The organism is Halomarinibacterium sedimenti (assembly GCF_019312585.1).
GTDB classification, from domain to species: domain Bacteria; phylum Bacteroidota; class Bacteroidia; order Flavobacteriales; family Flavobacteriaceae; genus Halomarinibacterium; species Halomarinibacterium sedimenti.
This window is the reverse complement of the sequence record NZ_JAHWDP010000003.1, coordinates 119,426-136,308: the sequence shown is the minus strand read 5'-3', so window position 1 is coordinate 136,308 and position 16,883 is coordinate 119,426. Positions and strand designations below refer to the sequence as shown.

Annotated in this window: 18 protein-coding genes; 4 read left to right on the top strand and 14 right to left on the bottom strand. The window is 34.7% G+C overall.

Annotated elements, in window-relative coordinates; genetic code table 11:
• Window positions 1-67 precede the first annotated feature (67 nt).
• The 5 genes from KXJ69_RS07760 to KXJ69_RS07740 form a co-directional block, all read right to left on the bottom strand.
• A complete protein-coding gene (locus KXJ69_RS07760) occupies window positions 68-604 on the bottom strand; it encodes a hypothetical protein (protein WP_219052437.1) in 537 nt (178 codons plus the stop codon).
• A gap of 87 nt (window positions 605-691) precedes the next feature.
• Complete coding sequence (locus KXJ69_RS07755) at window positions 692-1,324, bottom strand: sensor histidine kinase (RefSeq protein ID WP_219052436.1); 633 nt, start codon at window positions 1,322-1,324, stop codon at window positions 692-694.
• Window positions 1,325-1,445: 121 nt separating this feature from the next.
• Complete coding sequence (locus KXJ69_RS07750; protein ID WP_219052435.1) at window positions 1,446-2,210, bottom strand: TIGR02757 family protein; 765 nt, start codon at window positions 2,208-2,210, stop codon at window positions 1,446-1,448.
• Window position 2,211: 1 nt separating this feature from the next.
• Window positions 2,212-2,865, bottom strand: a complete 654-nt coding sequence (locus KXJ69_RS07745) for an ABC transporter ATP-binding protein (RefSeq protein WP_219052434.1) — start codon at window positions 2,863-2,865, stop codon at window positions 2,212-2,214.
• Window positions 2,866-2,923: 58 nt separating this feature from the next.
• Window positions 2,924-5,350, bottom strand: coding sequence for a DUF5916 domain-containing protein (locus tag KXJ69_RS07740; protein WP_219052433.1), 2,427 nt, complete (start codon window positions 5,348-5,350; stop codon window positions 2,924-2,926).
• Window positions 5,351-5,611: 261 nt separating this feature from the next.
• Between KXJ69_RS07740 and folE the strand changes: the two genes are divergently transcribed.
• Window positions 5,612-6,211 carry a GTP cyclohydrolase I FolE gene (folE, locus tag KXJ69_RS07735; protein ID WP_219052432.1) on the top strand — a complete coding sequence of 200 codons (600 nt, stop codon included), beginning with the start codon at window positions 5,612-5,614 and terminating at the stop codon, window positions 6,209-6,211.
• Window positions 6,212-6,257: 46 nt separating this feature from the next.
• On the top strand, window positions 6,258-6,566 hold the full coding sequence (locus KXJ69_RS07730) for a hypothetical protein (protein WP_219052431.1): 309 nt from the start codon (window positions 6,258-6,260) through the stop codon (window positions 6,564-6,566).
• Between the two features lie 25 nt (window positions 6,567-6,591).
• On the opposite strand, the gene KXJ69_RS07725 is transcribed toward KXJ69_RS07730, so the two are convergent.
• The 7 genes from KXJ69_RS07725 to KXJ69_RS07695 form a co-directional block, all read right to left on the bottom strand.
• Window positions 6,592-8,802 (bottom strand): TonB-dependent receptor, encoded by a 2,211-nt coding sequence (locus KXJ69_RS07725; protein WP_219052430.1) that lies wholly within the window; start codon window positions 8,800-8,802, stop codon window positions 6,592-6,594.
• A gap of 377 nt (window positions 8,803-9,179) precedes the next feature.
• Complete coding sequence (locus tag KXJ69_RS07720; RefSeq protein WP_219052429.1) at window positions 9,180-9,503, bottom strand: DUF6787 family protein; 324 nt, start codon at window positions 9,501-9,503, stop codon at window positions 9,180-9,182.
• A complete protein-coding gene (locus KXJ69_RS07715; protein WP_219052428.1) occupies window positions 9,484-9,906 on the bottom strand; it encodes a DUF6146 family protein in 423 nt (140 codons plus the stop codon). Before KXJ69_RS07715 ends, KXJ69_RS07720 begins: the two co-directional genes overlap by 20 nt.
• Before the next feature lie 110 nt (window positions 9,907-10,016).
• Window positions 10,017-10,658, bottom strand: coding sequence for a DUF937 domain-containing protein (locus KXJ69_RS07710; protein ID WP_219052427.1), 642 nt, complete (start codon window positions 10,656-10,658; stop codon window positions 10,017-10,019).
• A 122-nt stretch (window positions 10,659-10,780) separates the two neighbouring features.
• Entirely contained in the window at window positions 10,781-11,734 is a 954-nt protein-coding gene (locus KXJ69_RS07705) for a D-2-hydroxyacid dehydrogenase (RefSeq protein ID WP_219052426.1), read from the bottom strand.
• A 9-nt stretch (window positions 11,735-11,743) separates the two neighbouring features.
• Window positions 11,744-12,808 carry a 3-phosphoserine/phosphohydroxythreonine transaminase gene (gene serC / locus KXJ69_RS07700; RefSeq protein ID WP_219052425.1) on the bottom strand — a complete coding sequence of 355 codons (1,065 nt, stop codon included), beginning with the start codon at window positions 12,806-12,808 and terminating at the stop codon, window positions 11,744-11,746.
• A 136-nt stretch (window positions 12,809-12,944) separates the two neighbouring features.
• Window positions 12,945-13,961, bottom strand: coding sequence for an acyl-CoA reductase (locus tag KXJ69_RS07695; RefSeq protein ID WP_219052424.1), 1,017 nt, complete (start codon window positions 13,959-13,961; stop codon window positions 12,945-12,947).
• A gap of 66 nt (window positions 13,962-14,027) precedes the next feature.
• On the opposite strand from KXJ69_RS07695, the gene KXJ69_RS07690 reads away from it, so the two are divergent.
• On the top strand, window positions 14,028-14,378 hold the full coding sequence (locus KXJ69_RS07690; RefSeq protein WP_219052423.1) for a 4Fe-4S dicluster domain-containing protein: 351 nt from the start codon (window positions 14,028-14,030) through the stop codon (window positions 14,376-14,378).
• Between the two features lie 61 nt (window positions 14,379-14,439).
• On the opposite strand, the gene KXJ69_RS07685 is transcribed toward KXJ69_RS07690, so the two are convergent.
• A complete protein-coding gene (locus tag KXJ69_RS07685) occupies window positions 14,440-14,919 on the bottom strand; it encodes a hypothetical protein (protein WP_219052422.1) in 480 nt (159 codons plus the stop codon).
• A gap of 133 nt (window positions 14,920-15,052) precedes the next feature.
• On the opposite strand from KXJ69_RS07685, the gene ychF reads away from it, so the two are divergent.
• Entirely contained in the window at window positions 15,053-16,147 is a 1,095-nt protein-coding gene (gene ychF / locus KXJ69_RS07680; RefSeq protein ID WP_219052421.1) for a redox-regulated ATPase YchF, read from the top strand.
• A gap of 53 nt (window positions 16,148-16,200) precedes the next feature.
• Here the strand turns inward: ychF and KXJ69_RS07675 are convergent, their stop codons facing one another.
• A complete protein-coding gene (locus tag KXJ69_RS07675; RefSeq protein WP_219052420.1) occupies window positions 16,201-16,779 on the bottom strand; it encodes a hypothetical protein in 579 nt (192 codons plus the stop codon).
• Between the last annotated feature and the right edge of the window lie 104 nt (window positions 16,780-16,883).

Genomic DNA, 16,883 nt, shown 5'->3' with positions numbered 1-16,883 from the left:
TAAAAAGTTATATAACAAAAAAAAAAGCCTCCTTGGGTGGAGACTTTTTTATAATATTATATCAAATCTAGTAACAGACCTCAAACATCATGGCCCAGCTATTACCTCCAATTGGGACACCATTACCCCAAGCTGTTTCAGTTTGTCCAGTGTTCACATTGGTTACCACTGCATGGGCCGCCACATAAACACATTCACCTTGTTGGAGTTCAATAGTAGAGTAAGTTACCGTGCTTGTTCCTGAAGCATGATTACCTTTGTATGGAAACCGCCCAATTTTTGGGTTTCCACCACCGTTGGTCGGTAAATCACTTAAGTCACCCACAAATAAATGAGTTTCTTCTATTTCCCAATCACTATTGGTATTATATGTGACTTCAATAACTCCCTCTACAAGAACTGCAGAAATAGTCCCTGATTCTATATGCTGTCCAGCTAGAAGTAAATCATCATATAATACAATTGGTTCACCTCCTCCAGGCTCGTCACGCCTTGTATCCATATCATTTCCATCTTTTATAGCCTCTTGGTCAACATTTGCTTCTTTAGAGCAACTAATCATTAAGGCACTAAGGAAAAAAAGTAAAGTAATTTTTGATTTCATAAGTAGGTTATTTAAGGGTTAAGAAACCAAATATATAAAAATAATCGACTAAGCGATACTTTTTTACGATAAAATACAATAATCTTTTTATTTTTTTATTGTAAACGTAAAAATACTGCCTTTACCAATTTCAGACTCTAACGTAATTTCTCCCCCTAATTTGTTTACTAAGTTTTTTACAGTTGCCAATCCAATTCCAGTACCTTCTTTTCGATTTAGATCTTTAATGCCACCCGTTTTAAAAATTTCGAATACGTCATCTTGTTTTTCTTTTGGGATTCCCATTCCATTATCCTCAACTGTAAAAATGTAATAATCTGTAGTTTCAAAAAATGAAACTTGTACTTTTATGGCACCAACAGCATTGAATTTAAATGCATTGTCTACTAAATTTAAAAGAATTTGACTAATTGCTGGTTTATTTATGTGTAAAATTGTTGGGTCTTTTGGATATACAAATTCAGCTTTATTTAAAATAAGCATCTCTTTAATTTCTTCAAAAAGACCAACCACCGAAATACTATTTTTTTGTTGGTCAAGAAGCTCTGTAGATTTGTAAAATTGGAGCATTCCATCGATATAGTTTTTTAATGTAAGGCTAGATTCTTCAATATAATTTAAGTATAACAATGATTCTTCGGGTAAGGTATCTAGGAGGTTGTATTTTTTCACCTCGTTTAGTCTTTCGGATTCGTTAGCGGGGAGTTTGGGGATAATCATATTACTATTTAGGAATATATAATAGGTTTTTTTTATTAAAAGGTATCATCTTTAAAAATCTCTTTTAAACAATTTTAAAACTATTACTTATTGTAATGTATCTATGTTAAAAGAGTGATAATTAAAACTTTTCGGAAACGCCTAATCCAAAAAGCGCAAAATCATATTTAACAGGATCTTTTGAATCAAGTTTCCTAAGGTTGGTGTCGAGTTCAAATAACGCTTTGGCATCGTTTTGTTTTCGCTTTAAGAGGCCTAATTTTCTTGCTATATTCCCACTATGAACATCTAGTGGACACGAAAGCTGACTGGGATTTAAACTATTCCAAATTCCAAAATCAACTCCTCTTTGGTCATTGCGAACCATCCACCGTAAAAACATATTAATTCGTTTTGCGGCAGAGTTTTTTAAAGGATCACTCACATGCTTTTGCGTTCTAGGAAAATGAGGTATACTGAAAAATATTTTTTTAAATTCAGAAATTGATTTTTGAAGAGATTCCTTTTCTGCATTTTGTAAAAAAATAGCTTCCAAGCCCTTATGATTTACATAGATATTTTGAAGCGCCTTAACAAAATAAATGAAATCCTCTCCATTAAAGGTTCGATGCACAAAAGAGGCGAGAGGTGTTAAATCTTCATCAGAATGATTTATTATAAAATCGTAGGGAGCGTTATCCAGTAATTGTACCATTCTTTGGGCATTGTTTATAATACTCTTTCGGTTTCCCCAAGCAATGGTGGCGGTTAAAAACCCTGCAATTTCAATATCCTCCTTTAGGGTAAATTGATGCGGAATTTGAATGGGATCGCTTTCAATAAATTTTGGCTGATTGTAAAAGGCGGCTTTTTCGTCTAGAAATTCTTTGAGCTCGCTTTGCTTCATATTACAAAATAATTTTCCCGTCCTGCATCACTAATTTTCTATCGGCCATTTCGGCTAAATCTTCATTGTGGGTTACAATAACAAAGGTTTGGCCAAATTCGTCCCGTAATTTGAAGAACAATTTGTGCAGATTTTCTGCACTTTCTGTGTCAAGATTTCCGCTGGGCTCATCTGCAAGAATAATGGCAGGGTTATTCATAAGCGCTCTCGCAACCGCAACCCGTTGTTGTTCTCCCCCAGAGAGTTCATTAGGTTTGTGATTTTCGCGATGTGATAAGCTTAAAAAGTGGAGTAGTTCTTTGGCTCTTTTTTCGGCTTCGGTCTTTGATGTATTTTTAATGAATGCCGGAATACAAACATTTTCCAAGGCGGTAAACTCTGGTAATAATTGATGAAACTGAAAGATAAATCCCAACTTTTCATTTCGGAATTTTGCCACGGCTTTTCTATTTAAACTTTCAATGGAAATTCCGTCAATTTCCAAAGAGCCTTCTGAAAAACTATCCAAAGTCCCTATAATTTGTAATAAGGTTGTTTTTCCCGCGCCTGAAGCCCCTACAATGGAAACAATTTCTCCTTTTTCAATGGATAAATCTACTCCTTTTAATACGTGGAGTGTATCAAAATGTTTATGAATGTTGTTTGCTGAAATCATTTCCTAGAATTACTTCGTGAAAATAGTATATTCGCATTGAATGCACAAGGGAAGTGGTTTAGGAGTTTTTCTTGAATACGTTTTTAATGTTGTTATAATCTATAAAATAGACGACTCGTAGTGAGAAAACGTGCTCTATGGGCTGTTCGAAAAGTCTTTCAATACTTTCAAAATAGGTTGCAGAAGACTCTGCATTTGAATTAAATAAAGAATTCCGGTAAAGCGCTGTTAATTGACTTCCAGGAGCAAATTGCCAAGTATAGCGAAAATCTAAATTCCAAGTATTAAAATTGATATTAGGGTCGCTAATATCGGTTGTTAAAATATTGTCTTTTGTGGAAAGCGTACCATCTTCTAGGAGCACAAATAAAGGGTTGTCATAAGTCACGGTGGCCCAATAATTTCGAAAAGTAAGTGATAGTGCATGAAAAGGGTTAAAATTGTAGCTTCCAGAAATGCTATTTGTTACAGTTTTTTGATCTCGTTCTCCAAAGATAATATCATCATCAAGATTTGTGACAAATCCCCGGCCCCCGCCGCCACCTTGGTAATTGATACTATAACTTAATGAGAATTTATCTGTAAAACGCATTCTTGGTTCTGCTCCAATCCAATAATAGAATAAATCTCTTTCTGGGTCAAATTGAGTTGCAAAACCTGCATTAACGAAACTAGCTAGGCGTTTAGCATAATTGGTTCCCATATAGGTAGAAACATTCATTTCGTTTTGAAAAGTAAAAAAGTAGCCTTCGCGTCTAGGTTCAAAATAGTCGTGTTGTTTTCCTATTTTGTAATTAACATTCATCCCGTATTCCCAAAGTTTTGTAGATTGAGTATAAATGTCTAAACCTACTTCATTACCAGTATATTTACTAGGTTTAAAAAGCGACTCGTATTGAGCCCATATATACACATTAATGTTGTTAAACGTTTCCGTAGGTTCAAAAATTCGATAGGATCCGAAGGCATGAAAATTGTTATAATTATTTCTGAATAAGACCCCTAAATCGTTAATATTATATTTGGTGTCTGCGGTTACATTTTCAATACCATAGCGATATTTTCCACTTACTTTTTCTACCTCAAGTGAAGTGCTAAAACCTGTTTTATTGTCTTCGGGAAGGTTCAGATTACTCATCTTTACAGCGCCATCAACATTCCATTTATTTGCTTTGTCTGTAATATCGAATAACGCAGCCGTCACATTACCATCTCTAAATCCACCGTTTCGAATAACACTAGTATTAATTAAACTAACTGAAGAGTTTTTATTGAATTGCTGATCAACAACCATTATATTATAGTTGGTAAAAGGCTCCACAACTTCTTCGCGTATTTCTCCCGTATTAATATTTTTAATTTTTGCAGATGTCTTTTCGGTAATAGCATTAAAAAAACCAATTCCAAGCCCTTTTTTTGTACGACCAGAAACTTTTACCGCATTCAACACTTTCACTTTATTAGGTTGACCAATTAATTTTTCATTATCCTCATCAATTTCAGGGTAACTTGACGGGGGACCACCAATTCTACGTGAATAGAATAGATTTCCTTTACTAAAAAGATCAACACCTTCGGTAAAAAACTGTCGTTGCTCAGAAAAGGTTTGTTCAAACGGACCTAAATTAAGTTGTACATTGTCAAACCCAGCTTGACTAAAGTCTGGAATTAAAGTGGCATCTAGTGTAAAGTTCTCTGTAAGTCCGTATTTTACATCCATCCCCAAACTATAATCATCTGTTGTTTCGCCGTCAAAAGTGCGAATTAATGTCGATGCAAAGGGATAAAAACTCAAGCGAGTGGGGGGTGATATATTTTCTATTCCGTTAAGAACGCCATGATACAGCCCAATATTTCCTTTGGTTCTATCAATGGGATTCCAAGAATATTGTGAATTATCGGTTCTAAACCTTCTATGAAACTGTAAACCCCAGGTTTGTACTTCCTGATTAGCAAATCGCAAATTCGCATAAGGAATTTTCATTTCAACAATCCAACCATCTTCTACAATTTGAACGCTACTATCCCAAACTCCATTCCATCCAAAATCTTCTCCATTACTAGGGTTGGCAATAGCATCTGCCTGAGTTCCTGAGCTAAAAACGAAGAATTCTGTATCATTTTGGGCATCATTATTTGGATTTAACACAACACCAAAAAAATCTGATTGCCCAAAGTTATCCCTACTGGTAAATTGCTTCATTATGTCTCCTGGATTGTCGTACAAATAGGCTCCTACATAAATAGCATTGTCATCATATACCATTTTTACAATGCTTTTTTGATGTGGCTTTTCAGCCAGCCCCATTTCGGGTCTAAACTGTGTAAAATCCTTTGCCTCGTCTGCATTTTGCCAAGCGTCGTCATTCAAGACTCCGTCTATTTTGGGAGCATTATCAGTTCTACTAATAGTGAGCGATTTTCTTTCTTGAGATTGTATTGAAATGGAAAAGCAAAGTGCAAGAAGCAAAACTACTAATTTCATTGACGGTTGTTTTTTGTTTAATAAAGACATGCTTCGAATTAAATTGTTACAAACTAAAAAAAGTTTGTAAAGCTTTGATTTGCAAAATCACTTCAGAAAAATAGGCGGAGTGATTGGTTAAGGTGGTTGTTAAACAAAACTAAGAGTATCCTTTGGCATAGTTTACTAACGAAAAGTTAAAAACTGAAATAGCTATAGATTTAGTAAAATTAAATTGCCATATTGAAAAAAAAATGCAATACTTTAATAGAAATAAAAAATATGGGATCGTATAAATACTTTGAAGAATACAGTGAAAATGTGACTGATGACTTGAAAAATAACTTTTCCGAAATTTTAAAAGGAATAGGAGAAGATGTGGACAGGGAGGGTATTTTAAAAACACCGGAAAGAGCTGCCAAAGCGATGCAATTTCTAACTTCTGGACATTGTCAAGATCCAGCTGAAATTCTTCGCAGCGCTATGTTTGCTGAAAGTTATAACGATATGGTGATTGTAAAAGAAATTGAGCTTTATTCCCTTTGTGAACACCATATTTTACCGTTCTTTGGAAAGGCACATATCGCCTACATACCAAATGGATATATAGTTGGTTTAAGCAAAATACCAAGGGTAGTGGATGTTTTTGCCCGTAGATTACAAGTGCAGGAACGCCTAACGCATGACATACTAGAGTGTATTAATACCACGTTAAAACCAAAAGGTGTTGCCGTAGTTATTGAAGCTTCGCATATGTGTATGATGATGCGAGGTGTACAAAAGCAGAATAGTGTTACCACAACTTCTGGTTTTCGAGGACAATTTGAAAAGATTGAAACGCGAAACGAATTCCTAAAATTGATAGGAACAGAACTATCTTAAATTTGGCATGTTTATTGCTTTATTATAAACAATTAAATAATTGAAAATGAAAAATACCAAATTCAAATTACTTAGAAAAAGTATCTTATATGATCTTGTAGGTATGGCTACTATGTTTATACCAGTTGCGGGACCCTTTCTTGATCTTATTTGGGCGCCTATTGCTGCTAAAAAAATGAGTGATATGTATGAAGGGACTACTGGTAAAATTGCTGCAGCAGTAGTTTTTATTGAAGAGATTTTACCCTTTGACTTTATCCCCACATTTACTTTAATGTGGTTATATACCTATGTTTTTTCTTCTGAAAAAAAACAACCAACACCGCAAGCCATCGAGGTTAAGGTAAACGAATAAAAAAAAGCCCCAATTGGGGCTTTTTTTAAAGGGTAAATCCTAAATTAAAATTGATACTCCTTCCCGGATTAAGAATTTCGTCTGCTTTTAGCCTAGAGAGATGATTGATAAAACTTTCATTAGTAATATTAGTAGCATTTACCCCCCAATTAAATTCAATTTTATTCCATTTTACGGTAGCACCAAAACCAAGACTTAACAAGTTATAGCCTTTGGTTGTAGTCTCAAATTCACTTGCATTATTTTGAGCAAAAATATTCTCAAGTGTAATAAAGCTATAGGGTGATTTCAAAAAGCCTCCATCATTCAATTCTAATCTTATAGTATTATTAAGTGTATTTGCTGGAATGAGAGGTAAATTTCCACCTTCCTTTAACTCTCCTATAACCGTTTCATAACTACTCTCCCAATGTAACCAATCAAGCGGGTGTGGGTGTAAATGAAATCCAATCTCACCTCCGAATAATTTCGCCCCATTTTGAACATAGTTAAAAACACGATTATCTTCAATAACATCACCCGTTGGGCTAATAAATATGTAATTGTTTATGGTGTTATAGAATCCATTGGCAAAAGCTTCAAAATGTTCACTGCGATATTCGAATGCCAAATCTGTTTGGAAGCTTTGTTCGTTATTTAAATCAGGGTTTCCAATTTCATATCTATTGGTTCCTTCATGGACACCGTTTGACGTTAATTCAGCTAGATTAGGTGCTCTAAAACCACTTGCCAAATTAAGTCGCCCAGTAAATGTTTCTGAAAAATTATATTTAGCTCCTAATGCTACATTAAAACTATTGTAATCTTTATCTATTGAAGGAATAAAATCTTCATCTTGAGGGTTGCGGGCATCTTCTGTTTTTATTTTTCTAGTGTCTAGACGGAGTCCTCCTTGAAAATCCCAATCTTTCAAATGTAAGTGAGTCGTAGCAAAAACCCCAAAATCTACCTTCTTAGCATTAGGGATTAAAATCTCTTCCCCAAAATTTTTGTTATCTTGAAGCATCCCTTGCACTCCTACAATAGTAGTAAAATGACCCAATTCTGGAAGGTTGTATTTTACGTCATAAGTAAATGTATTCAGTTTTAATCTTAAAGCTGCTTCGTCTGCTGATTCTTCAAATTCCCTTCGGTCATTAAAGAGATAACCGGTTTTAATATCCAGACTTGAGTTGTTCAAGAACAAAGTGTTGTCCAAGCTTAATATGTGATTGTCAATTTCCTGAAAAGGGAGGAGTAATTCTTTTGAAGTATTTTGAGCACCTATTTCTTCTGGGATTCCAATATTAGAACGATTATAATTATAACGAAGAGTTGACTTTAGTCTCTTATCTTGAAATCGTATACCTGTTTTTATATCGTATTCATTATAACGAGTATTTGTAACTCGATACTCGTCTCCAGTTTCATAATCTGAAAATGATGCTCGGCTTCCTCTCACTAAGAATTTTACTTTTTCTCCTGAAGTTTTAGCGCCAATGCTACTGTTAAAACCTTTTGTGTTTGAAAAATAAGATCCTGTTCCGTCTACCTCCGTTTCATTATCGGTAGCAAATCCTTCAGGGTTTAAATAAAGTACACCTCCTATGGCATCACTTCCATAAAGTAGAGAAGCGGGGCCTTTAATAACTTCAACGCTTTCAATCCCGTTGCCGCTAATTCCGAGTCCGTGCTCATCTCCAAACTGTTGATTCTCAAGGCGAACCCCTTGAGTATAGGTAAGGACTCTGTTGCTGCTCAATCCTCGTATTACAGGTTTTCCAATGCCATTGCCTGTACTCACTGTGGATACTCCTGCCATATTTGAAATACCTTGAGATAAGTTAACAGCGCCATTTTTGGTGAGTTGCTCTGTGGTAATACGCTCCACTTTCATCACATTTTCACTTTGCAGTTTATGAAAAGGAGTGGAAATGATAACTTCCTCCATTTCCACAGCTCTTTCTTTTAGTACTATATGTTTAGCAATAGTTTCATTTTTTAAAAAACTTAGCTTAAACGATAAAGTCTCGTATCCCAATGCAGAAATAATTACAGTATAATTTCCATTCGGAATTTGAGTAACTAAGTATTTTCCATTTACATCACTTACAGCCCCTTTTTCAATTTGAGGCAGATAAACAGTGGCTAAAACGGATTGATTGTTTTCATCTACAATACTACCTTCCAAAGTAGCTTGAGAAAAAGTTAATTGGGATATAAATAACAGGCCAAAAAGGCTATAAATATTTTTCATATAGTCTTAATTTTAAAATGATTAAAGTAATTTATTTGATCTAAAAAATTAAGCTAAATGCGGAGGTCCTCTTAGGTAAAAATAGGAAGAATATTGATTTAGATAAAGACTAACATAATGATTAATCCTTTCGGTAAAGGTGATTTTTTTTGAAAAATCTGGGTATTCAAATAAATGAAAAGAAAAGATGTTTAAATGAAAATTTTGAATAGAACAATCTAGCTCTTTTTCATGAAAATGAGTTGTGGTATCACCACAAGAGACGTGTTTGTGATTTTCAAATAAATGCGTGAATTGTATTGCAGAAGGCAATAGCAACGTAAGGCATAGCGCAAATGTTATGACAAATGAAAAACCTGTATGTTTTTTTAAAAAAATCATTTCATTAAAAACCCTAATCCTAAGTGTCGTAACATTTTTAATACAAATTGCTTAAAAAAAGTATACTCTCCAAAAAGCCATCCAAAAATAACCAACAATATCTTGTAAATGGGTAAAATAATGATAATTCGAATGGGCCAATAAACAAATGGGTTTAATTCTTTTGTAATTCCTAGCACTTCGGTTAGTGGTCCAGCAAACTTTGCAGATGTTGTCCCAGTTATTGCAAATACAGTAAAAATGACAAATACTCGCCAATTTGTATCAACACCCCATCTAGCTTTTAGCCGCTTTACAAAATTAGTTTCTTCTCCTGCCACCGATAAAATTTTGCTTGTATTGTCTTTGAAAATAAATAAAGTAATTGTAAAGCATGTAATTAACTTCATATCCATAATCTACTCCCATCCTATAATTTATTTCCTGCTGATAGAGTAGTGGATCAAATTGTTGAGGATTCTGGACTCTGTAATTATACTGTTGCACAAATTGTTGATTTCTAGATTCTAAAAAGCTTTGTCCATAATACCCTCTTGGAGGTTGCGTTGCTAACCAATTATTGAAGCCAGGCTCAATGATCATAATTTCATATTCCAGCGAATCATTTTTAATTTTAATTGTATCGTTAGAAATTTCATTGGAATCACTATCACCATTGGAATAGGTGCTTTTACAACTTGCAAAAGCAATAATCGTTACTAGTATAATTATTACGTGTTTCATAGCAGTGTATTTTATCAAAATTACAAAATTACTGCTGCTATCTTGTTAATTTTAACTGTGTTTAACAAAAAAAATGCCCTATAAAAGGGCATTTAGATTCGTTTGCAAAATTACCTTCTACCTAAAAGCCCTCCGAGTAAACCTCCAAGTCCGCTTTTCTTTTTACCACTACTAAATACCATACCTGCTAAGTCATCTACAATACTACCATCGTTGTCTCCGTCTAGAATAGATTCAATTAAACTTTGCTGTTTCTGTTGCTTTCTTCCACCACCTAATAAGCCTCCTAAAAGACCTCCAAGCGCATCTGGAGATTGTACATTTTGTTGTTGTTTCTGCTTACCAAGGTAGCCTAATATAATGGGTGCTGCGATTTGAAGAATATTCATTACAGATTGAGAGTCCATTCCAGATTTTTGGGACAACGCATTTGCCACATTTCCTTGAGATCCACCTAAAACGTGACCAAGAATTCCCATTCCATCTTGCTTAACTTCCTCATTTACACCTCCTCCAAAAAGACCTCCTAAATTATCTAAGATACTTCCATCGTGTTTACTATTTAAAGCACCTAATAAGCCTGCCGCACCTTCTGGCGTGGAAGCATTTCTTTTCATTGCTCCCATTAACAAGGGTAGTGCCATTTGTAGCACAGAAGCTGTTTTGTCGGCTGGTTGCTTAGTTTCTTGGCTTACACCCATCACAATTTGGCGTCCTGCTTCGCTATTTAATAAATCTAGAATTCCTGACATTTGTAACTTATTTTAATGTTTGGTTTAAAAGTAATAAATAAAGCCAATGTAAAGTATGTCCTTTATTTACGTTTTCGTTGAATTTCATTCTTTTAAGGTTAAAAAGAATTGGTCATAACCGTCTATGCTTTTGATATTGAAATAATTTGTTCTGCAAGCTCTTCTCCAATTCTATCTTGTGCTTCTAATGTAGCAGCACCAATATGAGGACTTAATGAAATTTTTGTATTCATTAAAATTTTTATCTCGGGTGTGGGCTCATTCTCAAAAACATCTAGTGCAGCAAAAGATAATTTTTTATTTTCCAAAGCTTCAATTAAAGCCACTTCGTCAATAACACCTCCACGAGCCGCATTAATAAGTGCTGCGCCATCCTTCATTAGAGAAATTTCTGAAGCTCCAATAACATACTCCTTTTGTGCAGGAACATGAAGAGAAATAAAATCACTTTCTTTCAATAAACTCTCTAACGACTGAGTTTTAAATGAAAAATTTACTTTTTGTCCGTCATAGAAAGTTAAGGAAATAGCTGCATTTTCAACAAAGCTATCACTATAAATTACTTTCATTCCACAGCCAAGAGCAATTTTTGCCACTTCACGACCAATTCGTCCAAAACCAACAATCCCCATGGTTTTACCACGAAGCTCTTTTCCTTTGGCATAACTTTTCTTTAGATCACCAAATTTGGTGTCTCCTTCCAATGGCATATTTCTATTACTGTCAAATAAAAAGCGAACTCCTCCAAAGAGATGCGCAAAAACCAATTCGGCTACAGATGCAGAGGAGGCTGCTGGTGTGTTAATTACATGCAATCCTTTTTGCCTTGCATATTCTACATCAATATTATCCATTCCAACGCCTCCACGACCAATAATTTTAATGCTCGGGCAGGCATCAATAATATCTTTTCTCACCTTAGTGGCACTGCGAACTAAGATGACATTTATTTGATGTTCGTTAATGTAATTAATTAATTGCTCTTGAGCTACTTTTGTAGTTATTACCTTTATACCAGCCGCTTCTAAAGCGTCGATCCCCGTTTGAGAGATCCCGTCGTTTGCTAATACTTTCATTCTTACTAATTATGATTTTCTTTCAAATTCTTTCATTACTTCAACGAGCACTTGTACACTTTCTAATGGCAGTGCATTGTACATAGAGGCGCGGTAGCCACCAACACTTCGGTGACCATTAATACCGCTTATTCCTGCTGCTTTCCAGAGGCCATCAAAAAGTTCTTGATTTGCTCCTTCGACCAAGGTAAAAGTAGCATTCATTTTTGATCGATCTTCTTTTTGCGCAAAGCCTTTAAACAAAGGATTTCTATCAATTTCTGTATAAATAGTGTCAGCTTTTTTGTTGTTAATCTTCTCAATTGCAGATATTCCTCCTAAATTTTTTAACCAGTCTAAGGTGAGCATGGAAACATACACTGCAAAAACCGAAGGCGTATTAAACATGCTCTCTGAATTAATATGAATTTTATAATCCAACATAGAAGGGATATTTCTGCTTACTTTCCCTAAAATTTCTTCTTTTACAACCACTAGAGTAGTTCCAGCAGGACCCATATTCTTTTGGGCACCGGCATAGATTAAATCAAATTTTGAAAAATCCAATTCACGAGAAAATATATCACTACTCATATCACACACAAGTGGTGCATTGACTTCTGGAAACGAATTAATTTGCGTACCGAATATAGTATTGTTACTTGTACAATGGAAGTAATCTATGTCAGATGGAATATTAAAGTTTTTAGGGATATAATTGAAGTTTTTATCCTTAGAAGATGCAACTTCAATTACTTCGCCAAAAAGTTTAGCTTCTTTTAGAGCTTTACTAGACCAAGTACCTGTGTTAAGATAGGCCGCTTTCTTTTCTAATAAATTATAAGCTGCCATTAAAAACTGTGTACTAGCACCTCCCTGCAAAAACAATGCTTTATATCCTTTGTTTTGGAGGTTTAGATGTTCCAATGCTAATGCACAGGCATTATCCATAACTGCAACAAAATCTTTGCTACGATGAGAAATTTCGATCAAAGAAAGGTTTGAATTGTTGAAATTGAGAACGGCTTCAGCAGATTTTTTTATCACCTCCTGCGGCAAAATGCAGGGTCCGGCACTAAAATTATGTTTTTTCACGAGTTTAGATTTTACAGTGCAAAGATGTAAAATCTACAAGCAAATAAGGGTATATTATTGACAATTTATTAAGAGGATTTCAACAAATTAGATGCTATTTGCTTCGAAATCCTTTTCGATAAATGTGGTGTGGAAATTATAATTTCAATAAAAACTCTAAAGTATCAATCCCGTCTGCATAATCCCAAAGTTCTGGCGATTGAGTTTTCCCAAAAGGAATAGCATTTGCAATATTGCTAGCAGAAACTACACATTGTATTTTCTCTGTGTTTTCAGCTAAATATTTTTCAACTTCGTGTAAAGAGTTATAATATTCATAAAAAACCACCGAAATGGGAGAGGAGAAGCCCGTATCTTCCTTCAGCAACATAAATTCATTATCCAATAAATTAACTCCGCCCATTAAGTAAACAGCTTTGTTGTAATCGTAATTATTCATGTACTTATCATTGTGAATTATGTCCTTTTGCATGTACATGGCATTAAAAAAGGGTTTAAAATCAAACTCCTTTGGTAGGTATAATTTTGATACATTTCTACAACCCAATCCAAAATAGATAAATATATCTTTCGATAGCGCTTCTAATTGAGCAGGAGATTCATCTCCAGAGAGCACCGCAACACTATTTCTATTTTTTCGAATGATGTTTGGATATTTGCCAAAGTAGTGTTCAAAATAAAGGGAAGTGTTATTACTTCCGGTGGCAATCACAGCATCAAAGTTTTCTAATTTTTTATCTGAAAATTGAATGTACTCTTTAAACTCAGGCTCAATTTCAATTAACTTTTGGGTTAAAAAGGGTAACAGAATCCTATCATTTGAAGATAATTTGCCTAGCACTTTGTTTCCAGAGATAAGAACTGAAATAAAATCATGAAACCCGACAAGCGGGATATTTCCAGCCATAATAATGGCAACCGTTTTTGGGTTTTTTTCTGAAAAGGAATAGGGAGATAGCCAATTATCAATATTTTCTTGAGAAAGTGCTTCACTCCAACTGTGTAGTGCAAATCTAATGTTGTCTAAAGTAAACCACCTGTTGTGGTCCTGAGCCGTCTGCAGTATTATAGAATGAGGAGAATTTACTGAGGATAATTCCGCAAGAAAAGTCCCTAATTTTTGAAAAGCGTTAATTCTTTGTTGTAATTGCATGCTTTGTTTGGAGTTGCCCTAAATAGGCATTAAATTTGCGGCAAAGTTAGAAAAAGAAATCCTACTATGGCTATTATAATAACCGATGAATGTATAAACTGTGGTGCTTGTGAGCCCGAATGCCCAAATACAGCTATTTATGAAGGAGCAGATGACTGGCGATATGCAGACGGGACGAGTTTAGAAGGGACCGTGGTTTTGCCTAATGGCAAACAAGTAGATGCCAACGAAACACAAGAGCCTATTAGCGATGAAATTTACTATATAGTACCCGATAAATGCACCGAGTGTAAAGGCTTTCATGAGGAACCTCAGTGCGCTGCTGTTTGCCCTGTGGACTGCTGTGTGCCAGATGATGACCACGTTGAAACAGAAGAAGTACTATTAGGAAAACAACGCTTTATGCACAATGAATAAACAGTTTGTCTTAAATACTTAAAAAGCCCCAAAATAGGGCTTTTTTATTTTTTGGCTTCACTTAATTGTCCTTCTTTAAAGGAGCAATTCCCTTACTTCTTTTTTCTAACTTTTTACGATTTTCTTCCAACGCTTTCATTCTAGCTTGTTTTTGTTCCTCAAGAATTTTTTTCTCGGCTTCGGCTTTTGCCTTTTCGGCTTCAATAGAGGCTTTAAGAGCTTCTTCTTGTCTTTTCTTTTCAGCAGCAATTAAGGCTTCATTTTGTGTATCAATGGTTTCCTGATCTGTAACTATTTCTTTATCGGTGTCTTTTTTAATAGCCTCATTAAACTCTTGATTTTCATTTTCATCATCGGCTACAATTACAGCCCCCGTTTCTTTATCTACTTCTTTTACTTCCTTCACAACAACTTTACTTCCTTCTTTGGTGATCACCTTTTTTACTGTGGTTTCCTTTTTTATCACCTTATTTTCTTGAGCCTGAGAAGAAAAAACAAACGCCAAAAGCGTGAGGAAGATTGCTATATTTTTTGCTTTCATAATTTTACATTTTGGTTATTGTATAAATTTAGGCATTTAACTTAGGTTTTACTTAAAAGAATTGCTAAAAATGTTTAATCTTTTCCTAAAAATGTATCTTTGCCGCTTCTTAAAACAAAACAAGAGTATCTAAATGAAAGCAGGAATTGTAGGTTTACCCAATGTTGGAAAATCAACATTATTTAATTGTTTGTCCAATGCAAAGGCGCAAAGTGCCAATTTCCCCTTCTGTACTATAGAACCAAATATTGGTGTGGTTAATGTTCCCGACAAGCGACTATTGAAATTAGAGGAGTTGGTAAATCCTGAACGTGTAATTCCAGCAACTGTAGAGATTGTTGATATTGCTGGCTTAGTAAAAGGAGCCAGTAAAGGAGAAGGGCTTGGAAACCAGTTTTTAGGAAATATACGTGAAACAGATGCCATTTTACATGTCCTTAGATGTTTTGACAACGATAATATTGTTCATGTGGACGGAAGCATTAATCCTATTCGCGATAAGGAGACCATTGATATTGAATTACAATTAAAAGATCTTGAAACCGTAGAAAAGCGCCTTGAAAAAGTCGCCAGAGCGGCAAGAACAGGAAATAAAGAAGCGCAAAAGGAACAACAAGCTCTTGAAAAAGTTAAAAAGGGATTAGAAGCAGGTATTTCTGTAAGAGCGATTGATTTAACTAAAGAAGAGAAAGAAGAATATATCAACCCAGCCCAACTCATAACCGATAAGCCAGTTATGTATGTTTGTAATGTTGATGAGGGTTCTGCCGTAAACGGAAATGCTTATGTGGATAAAGTGAAAGCCGCTGTAGCCAATGAAAATGCAGAAGTATTAGTCCTTGCTGTAGGTACTGAAGCTGATATTACCGAATTGGACACCTACGAAGAAAGACAACTTTTTTTAGAAGATTTAGGTTTGGAAGAGGCAGGGTCTGCAAAACTCATTCGTGGTGCCTATAAATTATTAGATCTTCAAACGTATTTTACAGCAGGAGTAAAGGAAGTGCGTGCATGGACTATTCCAGTTGGAGCGACTGCACCACAAGCTGCGGGAGTAATTCATACAGATTTTGAAAAAGGATTTATCCGGGCAGAAGTAATCAAGTATGATGATTATGTAATGTATGGTAGTGAAGCAAAAGTGAAAGAAGCAGGAAAACTTTCAGTAGAAGGAAAAGAATATATCGTTCAAGACGGGGATGTAATGCATTTTAGATTTAATGTTTAAATAAAAAAAAGCGGCGTTAAAGCCGATTTTTTTTATTATCTCATCAAGAAATATTAAATCTCTTTAAAGGATTCTGCCATTTTCTTGAATGTGTCTTTGTTGGTGTCTTCATAATCACTTAGCGTCCATTCCATAACCATATAAAGCGTTTCTTTTCCTTCAACAAAGGTCATTAAGTAGTAAATATCAAAATCAATTTCAGGAACTCTACCCACAAACTCAACTTGTTCGGCATCTAAACCATTAACTTTCATTTTTTTTGGAGAACTCATGCGGCTTACTTCCATTCCTTCGGAAAAGAAATTCATTTGAATTAATTGATAGTTACTAGCAGCAGATTTTGTATCATCATATTCACCTAAATCTTTAAAAGTTTCAATAAACTCTTCTTTAGATTCTTCAATGACAGCTAAATAAGTTTCTTCGTAGATATTCTGAAACTGCATGGACGCATCATTATTAAGTCCTTTTGTTGCAGTCATGCTTTTAGGTACTTGCATTTCGTATAAGCCTAGAGCAGATTCGGGTCTAAAATCTTTGTAATCCGAATTTTTCTTATCACTATTTCCAAGACAAGAGGAAAGAGTAATACTTATTGCTAATAATATGAATGAAAGCGTTATTTTTTTCATAATGAAAAAGTTAGTTAATTTTAAGATTTGAAGATATATAATTATTGAATGATATAAAAACGAAAACCCCATATTTCTTAACAATTTCAAGCATTTTTTGTTAA